General features: G+C 53.5%; 24 protein-coding genes. 15 read left to right on the top strand and 9 right to left on the bottom strand.

Going from position 1 to position 26,201, the window contains the following annotated elements:
• The 3 genes from ACJJIO_RS11475 to ACJJIO_RS11485 form a co-directional block, all read right to left on the bottom strand.
• Complete coding sequence (locus tag ACJJIO_RS11475) at window positions 1–1,194, bottom strand: saccharopine dehydrogenase family protein (RefSeq protein WP_444908548.1); 1,194 nt, start codon at window positions 1,192–1,194, stop codon at window positions 1–3.
• A 70-nt stretch (window positions 1,195–1,264) separates the two neighbouring features.
• Complete coding sequence (gene speA, locus ACJJIO_RS11480; RefSeq protein WP_444885946.1) at window positions 1,265–3,187, bottom strand: biosynthetic arginine decarboxylase; 1,923 nt, start codon at window positions 3,185–3,187, stop codon at window positions 1,265–1,267.
• A 232-nt stretch (window positions 3,188–3,419) separates the two neighbouring features.
• Entirely contained in the window at window positions 3,420–4,106 is a 687-nt protein-coding gene (locus ACJJIO_RS11485; protein WP_444908549.1) for a DUF6515 family protein, read from the bottom strand.
• A 305-nt stretch (window positions 4,107–4,411) separates the two neighbouring features.
• On the opposite strand from ACJJIO_RS11485, the gene panC reads away from it, so the two are divergent.
• Both panC and panD read left to right on the top strand, forming a co-directional pair.
• Complete coding sequence (panC, locus tag ACJJIO_RS11490) at window positions 4,412–5,260, top strand: pantoate--beta-alanine ligase (protein ID WP_444910991.1); 849 nt, start codon at window positions 4,412–4,414, stop codon at window positions 5,258–5,260.
• Window positions 5,261–5,273: 13 nt separating this feature from the next.
• Window positions 5,274–5,660, top strand: a complete 387-nt coding sequence (panD, locus tag ACJJIO_RS11495; RefSeq protein ID WP_252084259.1) for an aspartate 1-decarboxylase — start codon at window positions 5,274–5,276, stop codon at window positions 5,658–5,660.
• Window positions 5,661–5,704: 44 nt separating this feature from the next.
• Here panD and ACJJIO_RS11500 read toward each other — a convergent pair whose 3' ends face one another.
• Window positions 5,705–6,622: a polysaccharide deacetylase family protein gene (locus tag ACJJIO_RS11500; RefSeq protein WP_444908550.1), complete on the bottom strand. Its 918-nt coding sequence runs from the start codon at window positions 6,620–6,622 to the stop codon at window positions 5,705–5,707.
• Window positions 6,623–6,800: 178 nt separating this feature from the next.
• Here ACJJIO_RS11500 and ACJJIO_RS11505 point away from each other — a divergent pair, with 178 nt between their 5' ends.
• From ACJJIO_RS11505 to ACJJIO_RS11555, 11 genes are all read left to right on the top strand, one after another.
• Window positions 6,801–7,295, top strand: coding sequence for a 2-thiouracil desulfurase family protein (locus ACJJIO_RS11505; RefSeq protein WP_444908551.1), 495 nt, complete (start codon window positions 6,801–6,803; stop codon window positions 7,293–7,295).
• Between the two features lie 45 nt (window positions 7,296–7,340).
• The gene (locus ACJJIO_RS11510) at window positions 7,341–7,706 is read left to right on the top strand and encodes a cupin domain-containing protein (protein ID WP_444908552.1); all 366 of its coding nucleotides are present in this window, start codon (window positions 7,341–7,343) and stop codon (window positions 7,704–7,706) included.
• 260 nt (window positions 7,707–7,966) lie between these two features.
• On the top strand, window positions 7,967–9,904 hold the full coding sequence (acs, locus tag ACJJIO_RS11515) for an acetate--CoA ligase (protein ID WP_444883557.1): 1,938 nt from the start codon (window positions 7,967–7,969) through the stop codon (window positions 9,902–9,904).
• A 143-nt stretch (window positions 9,905–10,047) separates the two neighbouring features.
• Window positions 10,048–10,464 carry a RipA family octameric membrane protein gene (locus ACJJIO_RS11520; protein ID WP_252084263.1) on the top strand — a complete coding sequence of 139 codons (417 nt, stop codon included), beginning with the start codon at window positions 10,048–10,050 and terminating at the stop codon, window positions 10,462–10,464.
• A gap of 193 nt (window positions 10,465–10,657) precedes the next feature.
• Window positions 10,658–11,035 carry a VOC family protein gene (locus ACJJIO_RS11525; protein WP_444908553.1) on the top strand — a complete coding sequence of 126 codons (378 nt, stop codon included), beginning with the start codon at window positions 10,658–10,660 and terminating at the stop codon, window positions 11,033–11,035.
• 39 nt (window positions 11,036–11,074) lie between these two features.
• Complete coding sequence (locus ACJJIO_RS11530; RefSeq protein ID WP_252084265.1) at window positions 11,075–11,473, top strand: DUF6632 domain-containing protein; 399 nt, start codon at window positions 11,075–11,077, stop codon at window positions 11,471–11,473.
• A gap of 134 nt (window positions 11,474–11,607) precedes the next feature.
• Window positions 11,608–13,104 (top strand): catalase, encoded by a 1,497-nt coding sequence (locus ACJJIO_RS11535; protein ID WP_444908554.1) that lies wholly within the window; start codon window positions 11,608–11,610, stop codon window positions 13,102–13,104.
• 55 nt (window positions 13,105–13,159) lie between these two features.
• Window positions 13,160–13,642: an ankyrin repeat domain-containing protein gene (locus ACJJIO_RS11540; protein WP_444908555.1), complete on the top strand. Its 483-nt coding sequence runs from the start codon at window positions 13,160–13,162 to the stop codon at window positions 13,640–13,642.
• A gap of 160 nt (window positions 13,643–13,802) precedes the next feature.
• Entirely contained in the window at window positions 13,803–14,789 is a 987-nt protein-coding gene (locus ACJJIO_RS11545) for an SrkA family protein kinase (protein ID WP_444908556.1), read from the top strand.
• A 1-nt stretch (window position 14,790) separates the two neighbouring features.
• On the top strand, window positions 14,791–15,618 hold the full coding sequence (gene cysE, locus ACJJIO_RS11550) for a serine O-acetyltransferase (protein ID WP_252084269.1): 828 nt from the start codon (window positions 14,791–14,793) through the stop codon (window positions 15,616–15,618).
• Between the two features lie 73 nt (window positions 15,619–15,691).
• The gene (locus tag ACJJIO_RS11555; RefSeq protein WP_444908557.1) at window positions 15,692–16,486 is read left to right on the top strand and encodes a GNAT family N-acetyltransferase; all 795 of its coding nucleotides are present in this window, start codon (window positions 15,692–15,694) and stop codon (window positions 16,484–16,486) included.
• A gap of 41 nt (window positions 16,487–16,527) precedes the next feature.
• Here the strand turns inward: ACJJIO_RS11555 and epmA are convergent, their stop codons facing one another.
• The 4 genes from epmA to ACJJIO_RS11575 all read right to left on the bottom strand — a co-directional run bounded on the left by epmA (window position 16,528) and on the right by ACJJIO_RS11575 (window position 20,118).
• Entirely contained in the window at window positions 16,528–17,481 is a 954-nt protein-coding gene (gene epmA, locus ACJJIO_RS11560) for an EF-P lysine aminoacylase EpmA (protein ID WP_444908558.1), read from the bottom strand.
• Between the two features lie 52 nt (window positions 17,482–17,533).
• Window positions 17,534–18,106 carry an elongation factor P gene (gene efp, locus ACJJIO_RS11565; protein WP_252084272.1) on the bottom strand — a complete coding sequence of 191 codons (573 nt, stop codon included), beginning with the start codon at window positions 18,104–18,106 and terminating at the stop codon, window positions 17,534–17,536.
• 333 nt (window positions 18,107–18,439) lie between these two features.
• On the bottom strand, window positions 18,440–19,234 hold the full coding sequence (locus ACJJIO_RS11570; protein WP_444908559.1) for an aldolase: 795 nt from the start codon (window positions 19,232–19,234) through the stop codon (window positions 18,440–18,442).
• A 173-nt stretch (window positions 19,235–19,407) separates the two neighbouring features.
• Complete coding sequence (locus tag ACJJIO_RS11575) at window positions 19,408–20,118, bottom strand: iron-containing redox enzyme family protein (protein ID WP_252084274.1); 711 nt, start codon at window positions 20,116–20,118, stop codon at window positions 19,408–19,410.
• 722 nt (window positions 20,119–20,840) lie between these two features.
• On the opposite strand from ACJJIO_RS11575, the gene epmB reads away from it, so the two are divergent.
• Together epmB and ACJJIO_RS11585 are read left to right on the top strand one after the other, a co-directional pair.
• A complete protein-coding gene (epmB, locus tag ACJJIO_RS11580; RefSeq protein WP_444910992.1) occupies window positions 20,841–21,863 on the top strand; it encodes an EF-P beta-lysylation protein EpmB in 1,023 nt (340 codons plus the stop codon).
• A 311-nt stretch (window positions 21,864–22,174) separates the two neighbouring features.
• Window positions 22,175–24,262 (top strand): EAL domain-containing protein, encoded by a 2,088-nt coding sequence (locus ACJJIO_RS11585; RefSeq protein WP_444883568.1) that lies wholly within the window; start codon window positions 22,175–22,177, stop codon window positions 24,260–24,262.
• A 65-nt stretch (window positions 24,263–24,327) separates the two neighbouring features.
• On the opposite strand, the gene ACJJIO_RS11590 is transcribed toward ACJJIO_RS11585, so the two are convergent.
• A complete protein-coding gene (locus tag ACJJIO_RS11590; RefSeq protein WP_444908560.1) occupies window positions 24,328–25,989 on the bottom strand; it encodes an alkaline phosphatase D family protein in 1,662 nt (553 codons plus the stop codon).
• Between the last annotated feature and the right edge of the window lie 212 nt (window positions 25,990–26,201).

Genomic DNA, 26,201 nt, shown 5'->3' on the forward strand with positions numbered 1-26,201 from the left:
TTACTGGAAGGGCTTATCCAGCCAGGTTTCCTGCCAGGGCAGGCCGTACTTGTTCAGGTCGTCCATAAAGGGGTCCGGGTCCATCTGCTCCATGTTCCACACGCCGGGCTTCATCCACTTACCTTCCAGCATCATCTTGGCGCCGATCATTGCCGGTACTCCAGTGGTGTAGGAGATGGCCTGGGACTGTACCTCTTTGTAGCAATCCTGGTGATCGCAGGTGTTGTAGACGTAGTAGATCTTCTCTTCGCCGTCTTTGCTGCCGCGGATAATGTTGCCGATGCAGGTCTTGCCTTTGGTCAGCGGGCCCAGGCTGGCGGGGTCTGGCAGCATCGCCTTGAGGAACTGAATGGGCACAATTTCCTGGCCTTGGAATTGCACCGGTTCGATGCCGGTCATACCGACGTTTTGCAGTACTTCGAGATGCTTCAGGTAGCTGTCACCAAAAGTCATCCAGAAGCGCGCGCGCTCGATTTCCGGGAAGTGCTTGGACAGGGATTCCAGCTCTTCGTGGTACAGCAGGTAGATGTCTTTGTCGCCGATGCCTTCGGGGAAATTGAAGACACGCTTCTCTTCCATCGGCTTGGTGGTTATCCACTGGCCATTTTCCCAATAGCGGCCGTTGGCGGTAATCTCGCGGATATTGATTTCCGGGTTGAAGTTGGTGGCGAAAGGCAGGCCGTGGTCGCCGGCGTTGCAGTCGAGAATATCCAAGGTGTGGATACGATCGAAGTGATGCTTCTTGGCGTAGGCGGTAAATACGCTGGTCACACCGGGGTCAAAACCGCTGCCGAGCAGGGCCATCAGGCCGGCTTTCTCGAACTTCTCCTGGTAGGCCCACTGCCACTTGTACTCGAACTTGGCCTCTTCTGGCGGCTCGTAGTTGGCGGTGTCCAGGTAGTGCACGCCGGTTTCCAGGCAGGCATCCATGATGTGTAGGTCCTGGTAGGGCAGGGCCACATTGATGATCATGTCCGGCTTCACTTTTTCGATCAGCTTGACCAGTTCGGGTACGTTATCCGCATCGACTTCGGCGGTATCAATTTTCCGCGGCAACATCTCCGCGATCTTGTCGCACTTGCTCTTGGTGCGGCTGGCGAGAGTGATGTTTTCAAATACTTCAGGAACTTGTGCGCACTTGTGCGCAACTACCTGGCCGACGCCGCCGGCGCCGATGATCAGTACGTTGGCCATAAAGATCTCCTTAGTCTGCGACGTTGGCCGCCGCTATCTTCTTAAAGGCTTACCGCCTTATTTTTTAAACTTACTTTTCGAAGTAGGTGTAACCGCTCATGCTGGCGGTATAGGTATGCAGAATCTGCTTGCGCTGGGCAGCGGTGATCAACCCCTGTTTCACAGCGCGCTCCGCCAGGCGGCGGAAACGCTCGAACAGTTCTTTGGGTTGATATTCTACGTAACTCAGCACGTCGGAAATACTGTCGCCGTGAATCTCATGGCTGAAGTCGATACTGCCGTCCTCCTGGATACGTACACTCACCACGTTGGTATCGCCAAACAGGTTGTGCAAATCGCCCAGCGTTTCCTGGTAGGCCCCCACCAGGAAGGTGCCGAGGATATAGTCCTCGCCGTCTTTCAGTTCGTGCAGGGGCAGGGTTTTCTGCTCCTTCTCGCGACCGATAAAGCGGTCGATCTTACCGTCGCAGTCGCAAGTGATGTCGGCGATGATACCCGAGCGGGTCGGCGCCTCATCCAGGCGATGGATCGGCAGTAGCGGGAATACCTGGTCGATGGCCCACATATCCGGGATCGACTGGAAGACGCTCACATTGGCGTAGTAGATATCCGACAGCACCTCTGGCAGGGCCTGCAGGTCAGCGGGTATTACTTCGGCTTCGTCGAGGAGTGCGCGAATCTCCTGGGCACCCTGCAGGAACAGGTTCTCCGCATTGGCGCGCTCGCGCAGGCTCACCTGGCCGTGCAGGTACAGGGAGCGCACTTCGTCGCGATAATAAAGGGCGTCGTTGTAGCTCTCCTGCAGGTTTTTGGGGGTGATACTACTCACCGCATCCTGCAGATTGAGCAACATCTGGTGGTCGCCATCGCTGATCTTGGTGTGCTCCAGTTCCACCGGTTCGAAGCGGGTGGTGTCGAGCACATCGAACAAAAGCACGGAGGAGTAGGCCACGGTAGCGCGGCCGGACTCGGTGATAATCACCGGGTGGGCAACCCCTTCACTGTCGAGAGTCCCCATAATGGCTTCCACGACATCCACGCAATACTCGTCAAGGGAATAGTTCTTGGAGTGGGTGTAGTTGGTCTTGGTGCCGTCGTAGTCCACCGCCAGGCCACCGCCCAAGTCCAGATAGCCCATGGGAGCGCCTTCTTCCACCAGATCGGCGTAGTAGCGGCAAGCTTCCAACACTCCGGTGCGAATATCGCGAATATTCGGTACCTGTGAGCCCAGGTGGTAGTGCAGCAGCTTGAGGCAGTCGAGCATATTGTGGCTGCGCAGCTGGTCGACCATGGCAATCAGGTCGTTACTGCCCAGGCCGAAAATGCTGCGGTCGCCACTGGTGGCGTTCCAGTAGCCGCCCACCTTGGAGGCGAGTTTCACCCGCGCGCCGATATTGGGGCGCACCTGCTCGCGCTCTGCGCAGCGGATGATGGTTTCCACTTCCGAGGGCGTTTCTACCACGAAGAAAATCTGTACACCCAGGCGCTGCGCCTGCAGGCCGAGGTTGATAAATTCCTCGTCCTTGTAGCCGTTACAGATGATCAGAGATTCGGTGTTGTCCAGAATGGACAGTGCAGCGATCAGCTCCGCCTTGCTGCCAGCCTCCAGGCCGTGGTTAAAACGGCGGCCGGCGCTGGCGATCTCCTCAATCACCTGGCATTGCTGGTTGACTTTGATCGGGAAGACCCCGCGAAAAACATTGCCGTAGCCGCAATCTTCGATGGCGCGGGCAAAGGATTCATTAATGCGGGCGATCTGTGCATCGAGCAGATTTTCAATGCGCAGTAGTAAGGGCATGCCCAGGCCGCGCTCGGTGGCGCCGCGGGCGATCTCCATCAGAGAGACACTTTGGGATTCCCCGTTGGGACCCTCGACCAGGACCGAAACTTCACCGTCTTCATTTAAATCGAAATAGCCGGCGCCCCAGTTGCGGATGCCGTAAAGTTCGGCAGAATCGTCGCAGGTCCAGTTTTTTACTTGTTGCTGTTTCATGGCGCCTTTCCGTTGATCTGTGGCGGGCGCGAATCTTGGGCCCAGCAGTGCTGGAAAGCAATAACTATAGATAAAAAAACGTTGATTTTTTTCCCTGTAAAAAACTAAATATTTATTCGGTTTTTTTCTGGCTTCAGCGCGCTTTACGATGAGGAATTGTTGTGGAAATTTAGCCGCGAAATAAAAAAGCGGTCCGAAGACCGCTGAAGCTTGGGGGGATGGAATAGGGCGGTTAAAACAGTCCGGGATTGGGCACAACGCGGTAGCCGCGTCGTCGGTCATCCCAGCGGTAATAGGTGTCGTAGGCTACGTAGTAGTTGTAACCACCGACAACCACTGTCAGGGCCGAGGCCGGTAGGCTATGCACGATGGCGCCGTGGGGCGGACGGGTTACCACATAGCCGTGAGAAGCCGGGCGGTAGAAAATACCTTCGCTATAGTAGAAGCCGGTGGCGCCGATGCTGATACTGACAAAATTTTGCGGTAGGTGGCGCCAGCTGTAGCCGTAGCCGTAATGTGCTGGGCGCCAGCGAGGACGATGCCCATGGTGGCCACGGCGATAATGGGGTCTGTGCACCGCGCGGTGCTCGTGCCGGTGGCCTGTGCGGTGGCCGCGGCTATAGCCATCGGAGTAACCATCTTTGTAAGCGTGGCGGACTTCTCGGCGATGTCTGCGCTCCTCTCTACGCTCTCTGCGTGCTTCCTTGCGCTGTCTGCGCTCTTCTCTACGATGTTCTCTCTCGTGCTTGCGATTATGATGTCTGTCGCGTTCCATGTGACGCTGCTCGCGATGGGCTCTTCCCTGTCCGTGGTGATCGTGGTCCATTGCCCGCTGGTGTCCCCTATGTACTTCGGATATGGCAGGGGTTGCCAGGAGCAATAGGCCCGCGGCGGCGATGGCAGTAGTGAGGTGTCTCATGGCAGCGCTCCCGAGCACAGATGGCTCTTTGATGTCGTTTAAAGTCGTTTGTGGATCTTGGCGGGCAGTTTGCCCTGGCGGGTATGAACACTTCCTGAACTCTGTGCGATAACCTGAGGTGGGGGAGAGGTGTGGTGGGATAATTTGTAAGTGACTTGGAATCCGGCTGATATGACCTAGACGTGGTCTGTAAGCTATCAGAGATGTCGTGGAAAAAACCTGGGGATAGCGGCACTTTTGCTAAGTTGAGACGCCTCGTCTCAGCGAGTATGATGCCGCGCTGATACATAGTGAGCGGTAGAGAGATGCAAGTCTTCCACCACGTAGCCAGCCTGCGCGAGGCGCTGGCCAAAGCCCGAGCAGACGGCAAGACCGTGGGCTTCGTGCCCACCATGGGCAATCTGCACGACGCCCATATCGAGCTGGTCAAGTTGGCCCAGCAGCACTGCGACCTAGTAGTGGTATCGATCTTCGTCAACCGCCTGCAGTTTGGCCTGAATGAGGATTGGGACAAATATCCGCGCACTATGGAGCGGGATATGGCCCGGTTGCGCGAAGCCGAGTGCGATTTCCTGTTCCACCCGGATGAGAACGAGATTTATCCCAACGGTATGGACCAGCAGACCCGCGTAGTTTGCCCGGCCATGACCGATGTGCTTTGTGGCGCGAGTCGCCCCGGTCACTTCGAAGGGGTGACGACGGTAGTCTCCAAGCTGTTTAATATTGTGCAGCCGGACAAGGCCGTATTTGGCATCAAGGACTTCCAGCAATTGGCGGTGATTCGCCGTATGGCCGAGGACCTGTGTATTCCGGTGGAAATCATTGCTGCGCCGGTACACCGCGAGAGCGACGGTCTGGCCCTGAGCTCGCGCAATGGCTATATCACTGCCGATGAGCGCCCCAAAGTGGCGGTGCTCAACCAGTCGCTGAATTGGGTTAAAGATGAAATCGTGGGTGGGCGCCGGGACTTTGCCGACCTGGAAAAAGAGGCGCGCCAGCGTATCGAAGACACTGGCTTCCGCGTCGACTATTTCTCCATCTGTTACAGCAAGGACTTACAGCCGGCAGCTGATGACGATAAACAAATTACGATTCTGGGGGCGATGTACACCAGTGCCGCGCGCCTGATCGACAACGTATCCCTGGAACTCTGAGGGGCATCCAACCATGCAAATTGAAATGTTGAAGTGCAAACTGCATATGGCCGCGGTGACCCAGGCCGAACTCTGGTATGACGGCTCCTGCGCAATTGATGAAGATCTGGTAGAGCTGGCCGGTCTGCGCGAATTCGAAAAAATCGATATTTACAACGTGAGCAACGGTGAGCGCTTTCACACCTATGTGATTCTGGCCGAGCGCGGCTCGGGTATTATCTCCATGAATGGTGCCGCTGCCCGCCGTGTACAAGTTGGCGATCGTATTATTATCGCTTCCTATGCCCAGATGACAGAGGCAGAGGCCGATAGCCATAAGCCCAAGCTGGTCTACCTGGATGAAAGCAACAAGGTAGAGCGCAGCACTAATACCATTCCGGTTCAGCTCGCTGAAGCCTGATTCTCTCCGTTACAGGGCTTTGTGCCCTGTAGCACCCCTGCCATTTAGTGATTAGACATCAATAACACTTCCTGATTGAATCTCTTTTCCAGGTAGGACTCATCCAGGGTGTAATGCCAGAGATTTTTCTTTTGCCCTTTAGCAAGGGCGATTTCGCCGATTCTGCCAGGATTGTATTTAATCGGTTGGTCGAGTTGGTATTTGGCGATGGGATCTTGATAAGCCTCCTGCAAAGAAATTATTTCCCAGCCTTCCCGCTGCAGGCGACGAGCTAAATCGCCAATAAACAACGCCGTAATGTCCATTTCGTGTAACAGTAGGACGTGCTTGGGTGAACGCCCAAGATATTTGCTTGCCATATCGTCATAGTAATTAATACTCGCCATAAGAACGTCGACATAAAACTTTGAGAGTCTCTCCATATCAACCGGTTTCCCGACTTTCACTGCCGCTTGGAAAAGCTCTTCGATATACCAGTCGTAATTATTTAAGGTGATATAGGCATTTTGGTAATTATTTTTCTGTAATAGATTTCGCATGCCATCCCGTTTTTCAATAGTTTCTCCCTCGCGCAGGTAGGGAAAGCGGAAATAGGGTTTAAAATTGTCAAATTGTTGCAGTAGATGATGGGCTTGTAAAAAATCTGACTGATAGACGGATAGCTCTGTCTCAAGAAAGTTGGGATGGCTATGGGTGTGATTGCCAATAGTATGCCCGGCCTTGTTGTATGTGCCTATTCTCTCTAGGCCTTCCTGATTCAGTGATTGCGTGGTGGCAAAGAAGGTTACTTGTCCAATTTTGTGCTTTTCCAGGTTCTCAATTAGTGTTTTTGCTCGAGTTGGTCCGTCAAAGTAGCCATCGGCTTTGCGGGGAGCATCATCAAAAGTAATGGCCAGTTGTTTGGCATTAAGCGCGGGGCTGATTATCAGGCAGATGATCAAAAGCAATATTGAAAGTCGCATTGTTTCTGTCTCGAATAAGTTTATTTATGGATTTCTCGGTATGCCTGGGGGATCTGTCCTGTGACCCCGACTTTCTGGCTTAATTCGCTTTTAATGCAAGCCGAAAAACTGTGTATTGGGAATTTCAATGATCCATGAACTTGTTATCCTATTGTGTCCATTTTAGGTGAAGGTGTATATGGCAAAAATATTGGTAAGCTCTTGTCTTCTGGGATGTGCGGTGCGCTATAACGGTAGCGATGTTGGGGTCCATAACAGCGATTTTGATTGGCTTGTGGATACCCAGGAGATTGTTCCCCTCTGTCCAGAGGTGTCGGCAGGTTTACCTATCCCCAGGGCGCCGGCAGAGATTTGCGGCGGTAGCGGAACTGAGGTTTTAGCGGGCACGGCCAGAGTTATAGGAAGCGACAGGGAGGATCTAACTAATCAATTTATATTGGGAGCGGATTTAGCCCTGCGCCTGTGTCGTGATCAGGATATCAAGTTCGCGGTACTTACAGAAAACAGCCCCTCCTGTGGCTCGAATTTTATTTACGATGGCAGTTTTTCTGGAGTGAAGAAAAAAGGGATTGGAATAGTGGCTGCCCGTTTAAGAGAGTCGGGAGTGTTGGTTTTTAGCCAGCATAGGGTTGGAAGGCTCAGAGACTTAGTTGAGATTTCACGCTCGATATAGTTTTAATTAGTAAGTGCTTTTTTGCTTGGGAGAAAGGATTAGGTAATGAGTTATGAAGTCATTAATTTCAGAGAAAAGCTAGCAAAGGTCTCGGACCATTGGTCCCCTAAGGTCATCGCGGAGATGAATGATTACCAGTTCAAGCTGGTAAAGATACAAGGAGAGTTTACCTGGCATGATCATCCCGATACGGATGAGGTTTTTATCGTTATCTCAGGACAAATGGAAATTGAGTTTCGGGATAATACGATCTGTTTAGGCCCTGGGGAGATGACTGTGGTGCCCAAAGGCGTGGAGCACAAGCCAAGGGCTGAACAGGAGTGCGAGATTTTACTGGTTGAGCCCAGAGGTGTTGTGAATACTGGTGATGCCGGAGTTGAACTGACCGCGGATAATAATATCTGGATTTAATATCCGGTAAATTGCCCAGGGCTTAATCGATAATTTTCTGTTGTTAGTCAACCCTCTGGCCCCTTGTTGTTTTAGCCGTCCCCAGTGGGTGAGGAATGGACGAATTATCTTGTACCGTGTGAATGTTTCCTACTTTTCAACTCTGCCAGCGGTGGGGGGATTGTTTCACCCAGGCAATGCTATAAAGTGAGTCGAATAAGACCCCATAAATTCAGAATTCTCTAGGCCAAGGTGCCACGCTAATAATAAGGGAGAAGATGATGTCAGATGTGCATACCCGCCCCATACCTGCCAAGTTTGCTGCCAATGCTCTGATTGGCGCTGAAGACTACGAAAAAATGTATCGACAATCGGTGCAAGATCCAGAGGCATTCTGGGCTCAGCAGGCCAAGGATTTTCTGCAGTGGGAAAAATCTTTTACCCAGGTGCTGGAGGAGGATATGCACCGAGGGCATACGGCTTGGTTTGCCGATGGTCAACTCAATGTCACGGTGAATTGCATCGACAGACACTTAGCTAGCCGCAGTGAGCAAACCGCCATTTTGTGGGAGGGAGACGACCCTGCGGATAGTGTGGCGATTACCTATCGCACTCTGTATGACAATGTGTGCCGCTTGGCGAACCTGTTGAAGTCTCGTGGAGTGAAGAAAGGGGATCGGGTTTGCATTTATATGCCCATGATTCCCGAGGCGGCCTATGCCATGCTCGCCTGTGCCCGTATTGGTGCGGTGCACTCGGTGGTGTTTGGCGGTTTCTCGCCGGTTTCGCTAAGGGATCGCATACTCGACTCTGATTGTCGCTTGGTGATTACCGCCGATGAAGCGATTCGAGGGGGTAAGCATATTCCCCTCAAGGCTAATGTAGATCAGGCCTTGTCTGAGTGCCCCAGCGTTCATACGGCCATTGTGGTAAAGCATATCGGCGCCCCAGTGGACTGGGATAGTAAACGGGATATCTGGTATGCGGATGCCATCGCAGAAATGGATGGCGACTGTGCACCAGAAGTCGTCAGCGCTGAAGATCCGCTGTTCATCCTCTATACCTCCGGTTCCACCGGCAAACCAAAAGGGGTGCTACATACCACCGCTGGTTATTTGCTGATGGCCACCATGACTTTCAAATATGTATTTGATTACCGGGAGGGTGAGGTTTTCTGGTGCACCGCGGATGTCGGTTGGATTACCGGACACAGCTATATCGTTTACGGTCCCCTGGCTGCAGGAGCCACCACGTTAATGTTTGAAGGCGTGCCCACCTATCCGGATGCCTCACGTTTTTGGCAGGTTGTGGATAAACATCAGGTCAACAGCTTTTACACTGCGCCCACGGCGATCCGTGCACTAATGGGAGCGGGGGATGCGTTTGTCACCAGTACAGAACGCAGCTCCTTGCGACTATTGGGGACAGTGGGTGAGCCAATTAATCCAGAGGCCTGGGAGTGGTATTACAAGGTGGTCGGTGATGAGCGCTGTCCTATTGTGGATACCTGGTGGCAGACGGAAACCGGCGCTCATATGATCACACCGCTACCCGGTGCTATGGCGCTTAAACCGGGTTCCGCCACAAAGCCTTTCTTTGGTGTGCAGCCGGTGTTGTTGGATGGGGACGGCAAAGAAATCGAAGGTGCAGGAGAAGGCGCTCTGGCGATTAAAAAAAGCTGGCCCTCAATGATTCGCGGAGTATATGGCGATCGTCAACGTATGATCGATACCTACTTTTCTACTTATCCCGGTTATTACTTTACTGGCGATGGTGCGCGCAGGGATGCGGATGGTTACTACTGGATCACTGGGCGTATCGACGATGTGTTGAATGTTTCCGGCCACCGCCTAGGTACCGCTGAGATCGAGAGTGCTCTGGTATTGCACCCGGACACCGCAGAGGCCGCAGTGGTGGGTTATCCGCATGATATTAAGGGGCAGGGTATCTATGCGTTTGTTACCCTGAAATCAGGGCGGGAACCCAGTGAAGCCTTGCGGCAGGCGTTAATTGAACTCTGCTCCAAAGAGATAGGGCCTATTGCCAAGCCGGATGTTATTCAATGGGCGCCGGGCCTGCCTAAAACCCGCTCGGGAAAAATTATGCGGCGTATTCTGCGTAAGATAGCCTGTAATGAGTTGGATAACCTCGGAGATACCTCCACCCTGGCGGACCCTGCAGTAGTTGACGATCTACTGGCACATCGCGAAAATCGCTGACCTGAATTTAGCGCAAGTACTATTCCCTGGCGGCGCGGCTGTTGGGGACTGTAGAAAAGCCGGGCATCGCCCGGTTTTTTTGCTCTTATCGGTGCCATCGCGCGCTGGTCCAAGGCCAGTAAATTGACTCAAGGAGAAAGAGTTTGGAGCAAGTAAAGTACCTTTGTGAGCACTATCGCTTTGCAGCTGACCAGCGCCTCAAGGTTTTTAATTTTTTTGTTGTACTGACCATGTTTGTGGAGGGTGGGATTTTTACTGCGGTGGAGAAAAATTTTCACCCGCTTATATTGGCCCTGCTCGGTGGTTTTGTGATGATCCTGGTAACGGTATTTTGGTTGATGGATGTACGCAGCCGCGAGCTACTTAGGTTAGCGGTACCCGCCCTGCAAAACCTCGAGCAGCAGTATCCCGAAGAGGCCAGAATTTTTTCCAATGACGCTATCCGTCGTGGGGAAATTGCGCGTTACACCTTTGCCTATCGGGTACTTTTGGTCGGCCAGCTTATCTTTGGATTTGGTGTGGCAGCATATGGGTTGTATCACTGGTATATCACTCCTTAACCCGACCCCTCAAATTTTGGCATGGCAACTTGGCGACAGAATTTGCTGGGTTGTCATCAGCCTCGACACTGTAATGGTTCTTTTCACGCAGTAAAGCCCGTCACGATTCCATTCCGAGCAAGGTCTAACTCCCTTCCCTGGACTATCTTGCAGATTGGCGGTGAAGCCAGCCTAAGAAAGGGAAAGTAAATCCATGTTGGATCACATCAGAATACCGGTCGAAGATTTTACTCGCTCCCGTGAATTTTATCGCCAGGCCCTGGCGTGTTTGGGGTATGAACTGGTGATGGAGTTTGATAATTCAGCTGGTTTTGGTTGGGCGGATAAGCCGGAATTTTGGATTCGCGGCGAGGAAGTCAGCAGCTCTCAGCTTCATATTGCCTTTCGTGCAGAGGAACGTGAGGTAGTGCGTGATTTCTATCGAGCCGCATTGGCAGCGGGTGGTACCGATAATGGTGTGCCGGATATCTATGAAGAGTATCACCCGGATTACTTCGCAGCCTATGTATTAGACCCGGATGGCAACAATCTCGAGGTGGTTTGTCATTTGCCCGGCGATTTGCAGGAATAATTCAGGTAGTTGCTTAGCTAATAAAATAGAGACTTTGTTATGGATGATGCTGTCCGCGCCAAGTACCTACCTATTGCACTGGTAGTCGTAGGCCTGATCTTTATATTTGCTATTTATCCGATGATGATGTGGGTTTGGCCATCTGGGTGGGGGTGGACCCCACGACAGCCGGAATATGAGCAGATGATTATGGGGATCTATGCAACTTTGGGTGTTTTTCTTATTCGCGCGGCAAAAGATCCCGCAGCCAATGCCAGCTTAATTTGGTTTACCGTTTGGTCCAGCCTGGTGCATGCTACGATTATGCTGTTTCAGGCACTGTACGATCGCACTGAGCGAGCGAATTTGTTGGGAGATATTCCTGCGCTTTTTTTGGTGGCAATTGTGCTTTGGTATCTGATGCCAAAGCGTCACTTTAAAAAAAGTGATAAAACTTGAGGGGGAATTTTATAGTCAGTGCAGCTTATTAATCCCAACTATAAGAACGATAATAAGGTCTAATTTCCCACTAAATATACTCGCTTATAAGCTCTGTCCCTGTAATAGAAACAATTTTAGGGACGGACTTGCCGATGAAATATCTTCCTTTATTTGCATTAACTATCGGCCTGATAGGCGGTGCCAATGCTGAGACATTAACTCGCGATAATGGCGCACCGATAGGTGACAATCAGAACTCACAAACTGCGGGAGAAAATGGAAATTTACTGCAGGATGTGCACCTGATCCAGAAATTACAGCGCTTTGCCCGCGAGCGTATTCCAGAGCGGGTTGTACATGCGCGCGGCACAGGAGTACACGGTGAATTTGTCGCTACAAAGGATATTGGTGAGCTGACCCGAGCGGTGGTATTTGAGCCCGGTAGCAAGACACCAGTCTTCGTGCGTTTCTCAACCGTAATTCATTCCAAAGGCTCGCCGGAAACTCTGCGCGATCCCCGTGGCTTCGCCACCAAGTTTTATACCGATGAGGGCAACTGGGATCTCGTAGGCAATAATCTGCCGGTATTTTTTATTCGCGATGCGATTAAATTTCCAGATATGGTGCATTCCCTGAAACCCTCTCCGGTAACCAATCAGCAGGATCCGAATCGCTTTTTCGATTTCTTTAGCCATGTACCAGAAGCCACCCATATGCTCAGCTGGGTTTATTCTGACTACGGCACCCCGGCAAACTTGCGTCAAATGGATGGTTGGGGTGTGCACGCCTATAAACTTATCAATGATAAGGGCGAAGTACATTATGTGAAATTCCACTGGAAAACCCGCCAGGGTATTAAAAACTTAAGTGCGGAGGAAGCGGCGGAAATCCAGTCGAAAGATTTCAGTCATGCGACGCGAGATATGTACGCGGCCATTGAGAAAGGCGACTACCCCCAGTGGGATTTGTATATCAAGGTACTGAAACCTTCTCAGCTTGATGGCTTTAATTACAACCCACTCGACGCGACTAAAATGTGGCTGGAGGTGGAGGAAACCAAAGTCGGCACCATGACGCTCAACCGTGTGCCCACTAATTTCTTCCAGGAAACTGAGCAAGCCGCATTTGCGCCAGCCAATATTGTGCCCGGCATTGAACCGTCTGAAGACCGTCTGCTGCAGGGCCGTGTTTTCTCCTACTCCGATACTCAAATGTATCGCTTGGGAGCGAATCATCAGCAGCTGCCGATCAATCGTCCCCGCGCAGTAGTGAATAACTGGAACCAAGATGGAGCCGCAAATTACGGGCAGCAGACTTCCGATGTGAACTATCAGCCGAGCCGTATTGATGCCCGCAGCGAAGATCCCAAAGGCCTGTACAGCAATAAGCTGCTCACTGGCAGTACCCAGCAAAAGGCGATTGAGAAGAAACTGCCATTTGCCCAGGCCGGTGTTTTCTATCGCAGCTTGAGTTTGAAAGAGCGTCAGAACCTGATCGAAAACCTAGCTGGCGATCTGGGTAAGGTGCGCGATGACAACACCAAACACATTATGCTGAGCTATTTCTACCACGCCGATAAAGACTATGGCCAGCGCCTGACCAAAGCGGTTGGTGGCAACCTGAGCCGAGTGAAAAAACTGGCCCAGTAATATTGACCCATTGGTGGGCGGCAGTTGCCGCCCACCAAAATGTTTAGGTGAACTCATGAGATCAATTCTATTTGCAATCGTCTTTCTCGCCCAGGGGCTAACTCTAATGGCTCAGGCAGTGGAGCCGGAAAAAAATGACTCTGACTTTACCGAACTCTCCCAGTATTTTTTTGCCGCTGCCAGGATTGGTGATACCGAGGTGCTGCGTGAATTCTCGCAAGCCGGATTTCCCCTAAATACCCGCAATTCAAAAGGCTATACGGCACTGATGATTGCCACCTATAACGGCCGCAGGGAAGCTGTGGATTATTTGTTGCAAAGAGGTGCGGACGCCTGTGCACAGGATTGTCGCGGCAATACCGCGTTGATGGCGGCAATTTTTCGTGGTGAGTTTGCCTTGGCAAGAACCTTGTTAAAGCAGGACTGTGATTCGCAACAGGTCAATAGGGCCGGCCATTCGGCAGAGGATTTTGCCGAGGTCTTTGGTCGTGACCAAATGGTTCAGCTATTGCAGCAACAGCGGTCAAGTGGCGGTTAGTCACTGCAATTCAGAGAGTGGTTCTGGTTAGTGCTATTGCACGCCACTTCCCCTTCTGCAGCCTCTTTGGGTGTCGCTAAAGCTGCGGGGCTATTCTGTGTTTGTCCCCGCCCCCGCGAGCGCGTTAGCATAGCCAACCGATATTCAGTTGGTACCCGCTATGACCCAGAGCCACCATCCCTATGAAGCCCTTACGCCGGACGTGGTGATTGACTGTGTCGAGAGCACCGGGCTGATTTCCGATGCGCGTATTTTCCCCTTAAACAGTTATGAAAACCGGGTCTACCAAGTGGGCATTGAGGGCGCGGAGCCATTGATCGCCAAATTTTACCGCCCCGGCCGCTGGAGTGATGAGCAGATTCAGGAAGAGCATCGTTTCACCCTGGAATTGGCCGAAGCGGAGATTCCGGTGGTGGCGCCGATGCAGTTTGATGGGCATACCCTGCTGGAGTCGGCAGGCTTTCGCTTTGCCTTGTTTCCCCGCCGCGGGGGGCGCCAGCTGGAGCTGGATAATTTCGATCATCTGGAGCAGGTGGGCACTATGCTCGGGCGTATCCACGCAGTGGGTGGCGCTAAGCCCTTTATTCATCGCCCAACTCTGACTCTAAAGCACTTTGCCATTGATAGCCGCGAATTTATCCTGGATGGTGATTTTTTACCGCGGGAAAACCGTGAGGCCTACGCCTCAGTAACCGGGCATATTATTGAACAGGTCGCCCCGTTGTTTGAGCGTGACTGGGGCTTACTGCGTCTGCACGGTGACTGTCACAGTGGTAACTTCCTGTGGCGCGATGAGACCCCCTGGTTTGTGGATCTGGATGACTGCCTGATGGGCCCGGCCATCCAGGATATCTGGATGCTGATCTCTGGCAATCGCGCCGAGCAAACCGCCTACCTTGATGCGGTACTCGAAGGTTATGAAACCTTCTATAGTTTTGATCCTCAGCAGTTGCAGCTGGTGGAACCATTGCGCTGTTTGCGCCAGATGCACCACGCTGCCTGGCTGGCGCGCCGCTGGCAGGATCCGGCTTTTCCCCAGGCATTTCCCTGGTTTAACACGCCTCGTTATTGGGCGGAACATATACTGGCACTGCGCGAGCAGCAATCGGCACTACTGGAGCCACCTCTGACACTGGGAGCGGTTTGATATGGAAGAGTCCACTGTGAATGCCTCATGCACCGAGACAAACTCGGATTTACTATGGGAGCGAATTCGCATCGAAGTGGCACAGCAGGTCGAACGCGAACCGATCCTGGCCAGTTTTCTGCACGCCACTATTCTCAATCACAGCTCCTTGGAGGCGGCCCTCAGCTTTCACCTGGCTAACAAATTGGACAATGCCGTGGCGCCGGCACTGCTGATCCGCGAGGTGATCGATGAAGCCCTGGCGGCCGACCCGGAAATCGGTCGTGCGGCGCGCGCGGATCTGAATGCCACTTACCTACGGGACTCCGCATGCAATTCCATGCACGAGCCCTTCCTCTACTTCAAAGGGTTTCACGCCCTGCAGGTGCACCGGGTGGCGCACTGGTTGTGGAGGCAGCAGCGGCGTTCGCTGGCCATGTTTTTACAACACCGGGTCTCGGTGGTGTTCAGTGTGGATATTCACCCTGCGGCAAAAGTGGGGGAGGGTATCCTGTTGGACCACGCTACCGGTATTGTGATTGGTGAGACTGCGATAGTGGAGGACAATGTTTCTATCATGCAGTCAGTAACCCTGGGGGGGACCGGCAAGGAGAGTGGCGACCGCCATCCCAAGATTCGCTGTGGGGTTCTGATTGGCGCCGGCAGCAAGGTACTGGGCAATATTGAAGTGGGCGAATGCGCCCAGGTGGCTTCTGGCAGTGTGGTCTTAAAACCGGTACCGGCAAAAACCCTGGTGGCTGGTGTGCCGGCCAAAGTGGTGGGGCCGGCGACTTGTGCCCAGCCGGCAATGTCTATGGATCAGTGCGCGCTTTCGCAAGTGGAAAAGTAGTGATCGCGACCCCACCTTGTGTGGGGTTTTTCGTTCTTTAGGGAGTTGGATAAACGGAACTATCCTTGTACCCATGAAATACAGTCTCAGCGCCAAAAACCTTGTCTGCCGCAATCTAGAGGCTCACGCCAGTTATTGTGCGGCTCTGCTCAATCCCAATCACACCAAAGAGATCACCGGTATTGTGCGCAGTGATACTGGTCTTTTATCGAGCCGTCTTAACCAGGCGGTTTCCAATACAGTGATGCAGCCACGCATACTGCAGCGCTTCGCGCTGGACTATTTTGCCGAGCGCCACAGCGCATTTACCTTGTGGCACAGCGCCTCCAAGCCGCTCGATGACGAGGCTCTGGCGCAGCTGGGATTACAGCGCAAGCAATCGCAGGTGGCGATGGCCGCAGAGATTGAACGCCTGGCAGTGCAGGGGGCCGCACAGAAAGTGGATGGGTTGGTGTTGTGCCCGGTAAAAAAAGAGGCTCTGCCCGAATATGCAGAAGTACAGGCGGCGGAGTGCGGCAGTGCCCTGGAAGCCGCGGAGCTAAAAAAATTTTACACGGCACTGGCGGAGATTCCAGAACAGCGCCGAGCGCGGCTCAGGTTCTTTTTGGCACGGTTGCAGGATACTCCGGTGGCGGCGGGCTGCCTGTTTGCCTCCGCCGATGCTCTGGGACTCTACGATCTGGTGACTCTGCAAGACTACCGAGGGCAGGGGATTGGTCGGGCTCTGTTTCACTATCTGCTGGAGCAGGCTCAGAGCAGTCATCACCGCAGTCTAGTGGCGCTGGTACCTGCGGAACGTCAGCAGTTGCCATTGGATTGCGGCTTTTTTGCTGTGGGCGAAGTGGCGCGCTATGTTTACACGCCTTGAGGGGGCTGATCAGTTTGTTGTTCTGTAGAGTCTAAAGAGGGTCAAGCGCGTTCAATAGGAAAGGCGATCACCTCTTCGATGGTTTTGTAACCACCGGCCAACATCAATAAACGATCCACACCAAGTGCCACACCGGCACACTCCGGCATCCCCGCCCGCAATGCCTCCACTAATCGCTCCTCATAGGGATAGAGATTGAGGCCGCGCTTTTGGCGATAGGCATGGTCCGCTTGGAAACGGCGCAGCTGTTCCGCACTATCGGTCAATTCCCAATAACCGTTGGCTAGCTCCAATCCGCCCACATAGGCTTCGAAGCGCCTTGCCACTGGGGTGCCACTTTCGTCGGGAAGCACCTTGGCAAGCGCCGCTTGGTCTGCGGGGAAGTCGTACAGCAGCGTAATACCCTCACCCATGGTGGGCTCCAGGCGATGGCTCATCAGCAAGTCCAGACATTCGCTGCGATCAGCGGGGCTGAAGGCCAGGTCCATCTCCTTCTCGACACAGCGGTGTAAGTCACTATCGCTGGCGTTATGGGGGTCCAGCTGTAATTCGCGCTGGAACAACTCCCGATAGCTGAGTAACTGCACTTGTTGGATTTCTAGTACTTCGCTCAGTAGATCGGCCACTTCGTCCATCAGGCGTCGATCATCCCAGCCGCAGCGATACCATTCCAACATGGTGAATTCCGGGTTGTGGCGGCTGCCTGCTTCACCTTGGCGAAACGCCTTGCCCAGGTAGTAGCAGTCACCGAAACCGGCGGCCAGCAAGCGCTTCAGCCCAAACTCTGGACTGGTGGCCAGGTAGGCGTTGTCACCACCGCATTGGGTGGGAATGGAATCGATATGCGGGTCGCTGGTAGCGCGGCGTGAAAGCACTGGCACTTCGGTTTCCAGCACCTTGCGGACAGTAAAAAATTGACGAATTTCAGCCAGTAACACGGCGCGATGGCGCAGGGCTTCAATGGTGGCGCTAGGACGCCAGAGGTTAGAGGTCATGGGATTGGCTCAGGCGGCGGACGGCCGGTGGCCGCCCGCGAGAGGTGGGAAATTAATCTTCTTTGGCGCGGCCCAGGTATTCACCGGTGCGGGTATCTACTTTGATGGTCTCGCCGATTTCCAGGAACAACGGCACTTTAACCACAGCGCCGGTAGCCAGGGTAGCCGGCTTGGTGCCGCCCTGGGCGGTATCGCCGCGCAGGCCGGGATCGGTGTCAGTGATTTCCAGAATGACGTGGTTGGGCGGAGTGACTGCCAGCGGAGAACCGTTGTACAGGGTTACAGTGCAGATATCCTGCTCTTTCAGCCATTTGGATGCGTCGCCCACTGCGTCGGTGCTGGCCTGGTGCTGTTCGAAGGTTTCGGGCTCCATAAAGTGGAAGAACTCTCCATCGTTGTAGAGGTATTCCATCTCGCGGTCCATAACATCTGCGCCTTCCAAGCTTTCGCCGGAGCGGAAGGTGCGCTCCCAAACTCGGCCGGTTTTCAGGTTGCGCAGTTTAACGCGGTTGAATGCCTGGCCCTTGCCAGGTTTGACGAACTCGTTTTCTACAATCGAGCAGGGATCGCCGTCGAGCATTACCTTGAGGCCGCCCTTGAATTCGTTGGTAGAGTAATTAGCCATAGCAATTAGAGCCCTTATAAGTCATGTATCTCTATGATTTTTAACGAGTTTTCCCCTCACAAAAGCCCGGCCGCGGCCCGCTCCAGCCCTGGGAATCCCGTGCGCTCCCGCCAAAAATGGTAGCTGCAGGCGACTCGTTAGGCCGCGGCGCAGAGACTTTACCTGCGGCCCTGAAATGTTGGGGCGAGATTATACAGGAGGGCGGCGGCTTGAACGACTCCGTGCGGCGATTTGAAGAGTTGTTATGGCCGCTTGTACAGATCTTGGCTGGAGCAGCTTGTGAGCCCGCAGGTGTTGGGCCCGCGGACTGAAAAAAGTAGCGGTGGCTGTGTATTAGCCAAGCGGATTATCGCTGCTTTTGTCGATTTCCCGCAGCAGGCGCCTGGCATAGTAAGCGAAGGTAGCCTGACTGCGTTTTTCCTGCAGGATCCAGTCGTGGGCTTCGCGGCCGAGTTCCGGTTTTATATCCTGAATGGTGCCAGAGGACTCCGCCAGCATTTGCAACTGGGCGGCGCGCTCGCACTGGAGGGCCATGGAGCAGGCTTCCTCGACGGAGCGGCAGGCAATGATCAGGCCGTGGTGGGCGAGCAGAATAGCGCGCTTGTCACCGATCGCTTCAGCAATCAACTCGCCCTCGCTGTTGCCCACCGGCACGCCTGGCCACTCCTTGAGGAAGGCGATGTCGTCGTACAGCATGCAGGCGTCCATGTGGGAAATTTTCAGTGGGCGCTCCAGCATGGACAGTGCAGAGATATGAATTGGATGGCTGTGCACTATGCACTTAACATCCGGACGTGCACGGTAAATCCAAGTATGGAAGCGGTTGGCAGGGTTGGCCATGCCGTCGCCGGAAAGGACTTCGAGATCTTCGTTCACTTCCAGCAAATTGGACGCGGTAATTTCATCAAAACCCAGGCCCAGGCGCTGGGTGTAATAATTTCCTGGTGTTTCTGCTCGGGCAGTGATCTGTCCGGCCAGACCGGAGTCGTGTCCGTGGGCAAAAAGAATACGGCAGGTGAGCGCAAGTTTTTCACGCAGAGTCCAATCGGGCACGCCCAGATGCTGCTTCATGGATTCGCTGGCGCGCTCAATCAGCTCGCTTTTATTCATTGATAGTGTTTCAGCCATTTTTAACTCCAATATTTATGGCACAGAATGTTCACCGGTTGCCGTGCGCGGTGGGACTCTGGGAAAGTGCCGTTCAATCTTTTTAATTTTTTGCAGCAAGCACAGTGATTTCACTGTGGTAAATACATCCCTGTATTGTGCCCAGCCACAATAAATGGCCGGGCAAACACGGCTTAGGCGGGGATCGCTTGGGGCTGACTCTGTTTCGAGGTGCGGTAGGCAGTTTCGATAGAATCGAAGAACTGTTGGCGGGCCTGTACCAGACGGCGTCCCGCATCGAGCATGACATCAAGCTGGGAGGCATCTTTACTGCCGATATCGACCATAATATCGCGGATGGTTTCAGCATGGCCGTCGTCGCATTCGATATGCAGCAGAAAGAAAGTTAACTGTTCGTCTGCCACGCCGCGGGCGCGGAAGCCGGCTACGATATCGCTATAAAGGTCCGGTACCAGTGCCTCTGCGCCCAGGCAGAGTGCGCCCAGTCCTGAGCTGGCACGCAGGTCGCGGCAGTGTTGGAACATAGTGTCGATCAGGTGCTGGGTGCCCGGCAGAATTTCTGCATTTTCCAAGCTCAGACCAAAATGCTCGAGAGTCTCGCGGTAAATCTCAGCGTGGGGCTTGGGGCTGTCGGGTTCCAAACCCAGTTCTTCCATCAGGTTTTCAGCCAGCTCATGTACTTCTTGATTACTGGGGAGGTTGGCCATCATCGCACACAGATAACGCACGAAGTAGCTGCTGTAAATTCCCTGTTGGACCAGGAAAATTTTCAGCTCTTCCATGGTTATAGAGCCATCGCGGCAGCGCTTGAGGAATGGGTGAGCACGAGTTTGCTCAATCAGTAAATCTTTATTTGCCTCAAGTAACTCAAGCTGCATTTCCATCGAATTATTCCTTTATGTAATTCCATTTTTATTGGACGAGGAAGATGTCCGGTTTATTTTTTTATTGAAATTCGAGTGCACTGAATTCAAGAAAGACAAGGTTATTATCGCTTTGTCTTTGGTTAAATTAACACCGTATTAACCCTGTTGTGAATGGGGGAATTGTGAAGATTTTCCTAAGGAAATTTGTATGAGTAGTAATATTTTTATGCTGGCAGTTATTTTTTTGTTAGTAACAACTTTTATTGATTCGGAGTGATTTTTTACCTTGGTGGTAGTGAAGTCGTTACTTCGCTTGCAGCGCAGGCTGTGCGCCTATGTTGAAAGGGCGATATTGAGATTTTCTAATCTCAAGGTCAGTGTGGCGTTTATTTTTTTGTCGATTTTTTTTCGTTGTTTATGTGACAAAGTTGAATAATTGTGAGAGAAAAAATATTTGGCACAGGCTTGGTTTACACTCCTTGTTACTGAAAGTCAGGGTGTGGGCCTGACTGAACCCGATATTAATTGGCTTTAAAGCCATTGTGACTGTGTGGTTTTATTGGTTTTGGCTCGGTAACTTTGATCGACAGTTTTCCGCCTTTTGGGTACCGCTATCAGGCTTGGTAGGCCGAATACCTAGAGCGTCTGTGCTGGGAGCAGCTTCTGGTACAATGGCTTCTTTAGTGTTGCTCCCTTCCGTGCGTATTCCTATGGTGAAATCCCCAGCCGTCGACAGCGAAATGATCGACATCTCCGAAGCCCGCCGCTGGCAGGATGAACTTTCAGACCTGATCACTGATCCCGAAGAGTTGATCCGGTTGCTGCAGCTCGACCCGGCGCAGATGCCTTGGGCGCAACGGGCCAATGACAAGTTTGCTTTGCGGGTACCGCGCCCGTTTCTCCGCCGTATACGCCCTGCCGACCCAAATGATCCGCTGTTGTTGCAGGTTTTGCCTGGCGCTGCAGAGTTGGAAGTAGTAGCGGGTTATAGTGCAGACCCGCTAAAAGAAGCTGAGGCGAATCCACTGCCGGGGGTGGTACATAAATATCACGGTCGCCTGCTGTTTATTACAGCGGGACAGTGCGCGGTAAATTGTCGTTACTGCTTTCGCCGGGAATTTCCCTATGGCGATAATCATTTGAATCGCAAACAGTGGTCTGCAGCGCTTGATTATGTGCGCGCACACACAGAGTTGCGCGAGGTGATTTTGAGCGGTGGTGATCCACTGGTATTGAATGATCGCCAACTCGGTTGGCTCGCCGGTGAGCTGGCACAGATCCCCCATCTAAATAAATTGCGCGTGCACAGTCGTGTACCCATTGTGGCGCCGAGCCGCATTACTGATGAGATGCTGTCCTGGTTCAGCCAGTCGCGCCTGAAGCCAGTTCTGGTTTTGCACTGTAATCATGCTAACGAAATTGATGCTGAGGTGCGTGGGGCCCTGCTCAGGTTGCGCGAAGCGGGAGTGACTCTGTTAAATCAAGCGGTGCTGCTGCGCGGTGTCAATGATAGCTGCGAAGCCCTGGAGGCCCTCAGCGAAACTCTGTTTGATGCGAGTGTGTTGCCCTATTACCTACATCAGTTGGACAGGGTTAACGGTGCGGCCCACTTCGCAGTGAGTGATAGCGTGGCAGTGGAAATTGTTGAGCAATTGCGCCGGCGCTTACCGGGTTATTTGGTGCCGAAGCTGGTGCGAGAAGTGCCGGGTGTCGCTTCCAAGTCGCCAATAGAGGCTTGCGTCAAACCTTCTAAAGTCGATTAATAAAAATCCTGAGGGGCAGAGGTTAGAAAAATGGCGTCAAATTGATCTGTGCTAAATACACGGCAGAGCCTACATATATAGTGGCTGCCGATTAATTGCGCCGCACAGCCCGCGGGCCAGAAAAGCAGCTGCCGGCCTGCTCAGTGATTACTTATTCGCAAAAAAATACTCTCGGGCGTGTTTTTGGCAGGAAGAATAGTGTGACTTGAATCACGCGTACCACCCAGATGTGCTCTTGTATGCCACCACAGGGGCCCCCTAAACTACCGCATGGGGTTGCGGTGCGCTGCCCTGAATAAATAGAGCAAATAATGAATAGCAACGACACTATCCGACTCCTTCTGATTCACGATATGCCTTCAGAGGCACAGCGCCTGGTGAGCATGTTGCATAATGCAGGCAGGCCCAATCGTGCCCAGCATGTCGCTAATGAAGCGGTTTTTACCCGCTTGCTGCAAGATAAAACCTGGGATCTAGTGATTGCCTCAGAAGGTAGTACTCAGGTTCCTCCAGCAGTAACTCTACGCACTATCAGTAAACTGCAAAAAGATATTCCGGTGATTCTGCTGAGTGAGCGCAGTGGCTCTCAGCCGGTGGTTGAAGGGCTGAAACTGGGCGCCAGGGACGTGGTGACGGTGGATGAAGATCAACACCTATTGTTGGTGATCCAGCGCGAGATGTCGGCTCTCGAAAACCGCCGCCAGGCGCGGCTACACGACCGTCGCTATCACGCCACACTCAAGCGGGCTAAAGAATTACTCGACAGCTCCAAAGATGCCATAGCCTATGTCTCCGACGGCCTACTGGTATATGCCAACGATTCCTTTGCCGAGCGTTTCGGCTATGAAACTGGTGAGGATATCGAATATCAACCGCTGATCGATATGTTGGCGGAAAATGAGCAGGAAGGCGCACGGGAATTTCTCAAGCGCTGCGCTATCGACAACAATGAAGTTGAGGCCAAGGAGTGGCAGTTTACTGCCAGAACTGTGAGCGGCGATCCGCTGCCCACCCGTGCAGAGGTACTCAGTACGACTTACGAGGATGAGCGCTGTTTGCAAGTGCGCATTGCCAGTCGTCGCGGCGATACTGAACAGCTGGAAGCCCAGCTCAGCGATATTAAAAATCGCGACCCTCTCACTGGCCTATATAACCGCCAGCATTTTTTGCAGCTACTGGACTCCACCATCAAGGCTTCGGCGGATTCACATCGCACCGGTGGCTTAATGTTTATTCAGGTGGATCGCTTTGCTGAGGAGGTGCAAAAAGTTGTGGGTGTGGCTGGTGCCGACGCACTGCAGAAAGCCATGGCCGAATTATTACAGGGCTGCCAGCGCAGCGGTGACACCCTGGCACGTTACAGTGATGACAGTTTCTGCCTGCTGAGCTCCGATACCACGCCGGATAGTATCGAGCTGCGCGCTAAAGATATACTCAAGCGAATTGCTGACACCATTTTCGATGCCGCCGGCAAGACCCAGCAGGTGACCGCCTCGATTGGGATTTCATTACTGAGCGAGGCTTCCAGTGGCTCCCAGCAAGTGCTGGAGCAGGCACAAACGGCCCATAAACAGGCCCTCGGCGAAGACGCTCAGGGCGGTGCTTTTGCCCTTTATGAGCCGGATACCGAAAACAGCGCTGATGCCGGTACCTATCACCGCGCCCGTGTGGTACAGGCGCTGGAAGCGGGTAACCTCAAGCTACTGTACCAGCCGATCCTGAGTCTGCAGGGCACCGGCGAGCAGATGTACGAGGTTTTAGTACGTATGCTTGATGAAAAAGAGGAACTGGCGCCGCTGGCTTTTCTGCAGGAGCTGGGTGATGCGGGGCTGTCGGCAAAGATGGATCGCTGGGTGATCCTAACCGCGATCAAGGCCGCGGCCGCCGCCAGGGCCGAGGGCAAGGAGGTGTCGCTATTGTTGCACCTCACTACCGCCTCACTACTCGACAACAGCCTGCCGGCCTGGCTGGGGGTGGCCTTCAAGGCCGCCAAGTTGATACCCGCTTCGGTGGTATTTCAGTTGCGCCAGGAGGATATCACCAGCAATTTACACGCTGCGCGGGACTTCACTACCCAGGTACAGCAGATCGGCTGTCGCGTTTCAGTCTGTCACTTCGGTACCGGCCTGAACCCGTTTAAGGCGCTGGAGCATGTGAAGGTGGATATCGCCAAGATCGACCCGTCATTTGTGCGCGAAGTGCAGGACGAGGGCGAGAGCAGTGATACCCTTGCAGGGTTGGTACAGCGCCTGGGTGAGGCGAATACCAAGGTGATCGTGCCCCATATCGAGCAGGCCAGCATGTTGCCCACTCTTTGGCAAACCGGCACTGACTATATCCAGGGTTACTATGTGCAGGCTCCGGCAGATGAGATGAATTTCGACTTTAGCCTGGATTGATCCGGCTCTTAATTGGCGAGAGAAAACCGCGCGACTCGATGGGCCGCGCGGTTTTTTTATGCCGCTTAAACCTGATAGCGGCTGCGCAGGGCAGCAATGGCGTTGCGCGCCAGAGTGGCATAGCCTGGAGCCGGTGCAGGCACTTCCGCGGGAGCATTACTCTCACTCCAGGCTCTTTGTATGTGGTTGGCGCCGGCCTTTTGCTTATAGATTCGCGCCAGGTTGGCGTTGTAACTCTTACTGGTGACAGTATCCACATGGTACCAGTGGGCTTTGGTGCGAGAGTGGGATACATCCATCAGCAGGTAGCCGCGCTGGGTTACGTCAACCCACTTCAGATGAGGAATCAGTCCATCCATGGCGATGGCGGCTACATCAGTTAAATGGGACTTGTCCAGGAAGCTGGAGGTCACTCCCGGGGTGACAAACTCGCCGCCCAGGGCACCGCGGCCGGTTAGGCGGCCGTACTCGAGAATATTGAATGGATTACTGGCCAGGTCCCAGGCCCAGGAGCTGTGGATATCTCCGGTGAGCACGACAAAATTGTCGATATTGTGGTTGCTGATGTGATCGAAGAGGCGCTCGCGGGAGGCGGTGTAACCATCCCATTGGTCCATATTGATCGACAGATCTTTGGCCAAAGTCAGTTGCGCCATCATCACTTGCTGCCCCAGTACCCGCCAGCGCACACCGTCCGCTTGGGATTGCGTCAGGCCGCTGTGCAACCATTGCTCCTGTTGTGCGCCGAGGATACTGCGATCGGGATTATCGGCGGTCTTCTGGTCGAACCAATTGGCCTGCTCGTCACGCGCGGCAATTCGCGTATCCAGCATCATCAAATCCATCAGGTTGCCAAAGCGGAAGCTGCGGTAAATGGCCTTGTCACCAAATAAATCGAGGATGCCGTTATCGCGGATTGGCATCCATTCAAAGTAGGCCTGGTTTGCCACAGAGCGGCGCACCGCCCATTCGCCTTCGCCGTCTTGGGGGTTGTGGTTCTCCGCACCACCGGCCCAGGCATTGTTGGTGGTTTCGTGGTCGTCCCATACGCAAATAAACGGGTGCTGGCGGTGGACTTCCTGTAGATCGGGGTCTGAGCGATATTGTGCGTAGCGCTGGCGATAGTCCTGAATATCCACCATTTCCTTGGCGGGAATTGGTTCGCGTCCGAGGCCGCTACCGGTGCCAAAACCACCGGGGCCATATTCATAGATGTAGTCGCCCAGGTGCAGTACCACATCCAGATCGGCGCGCAGGGCGATCTCGCGATACACATTGAAGTAGCCCATCGGGTAATTGGAGCAGCTGGTAACGGCGAAGCGCAGGCGCTCTACATGGCCGGTGGGCAGGGTGCGGGTGCGGCCGATCGGCGAATCGATACCGTTGGAGTAGAAACGGTAGTAGTAACTAGTGCCTGCCTGTAGTCCTGATGCGTCCACCTTGATGGTGTAATCCACTTCTGGGCCGGTGAGACCACTGCCGCTGTTAACCACCATGGCCATTTCCGGGTCCAGTGCGATCTGCCAGCTATAGGGCACCATGGACTGGAAGGCGGGATCATCGGAGGGGGTGATCCTGGTCCAGAGAATAACGCGATCCGCTAGGGGATCTCCGCTGGCTACGCCGTGTTGGAATGGCTGCAGGCCAGCACCATAGGCTTTCAGCAGTGGCAGCGATGCCAGGCCGGCGCCGGAAAATTGTAGAAACCGCCTCCGGGATAGTGACATGGGACTCTCCTTTATGTGCTTGTTTTAGAGGGCCCGCAGTCTGAATAGGGAAAGTGAAGGCTTTGTTAATTGATGGGGGGATTTTTGTGTTGTAGGTGCGGATTAGTCGGCAAATTCGTCCGCCAACCGATAAGTTGAGACATATGTCTATTTTTATTGCCCCTGAGAGTACGATCTTCGCTGGCGGTACGCTGTACCCCTTCATTGTGACC

The organism is Microbulbifer mixtoriginis (SeqCode) (assembly GCF_052467235.1).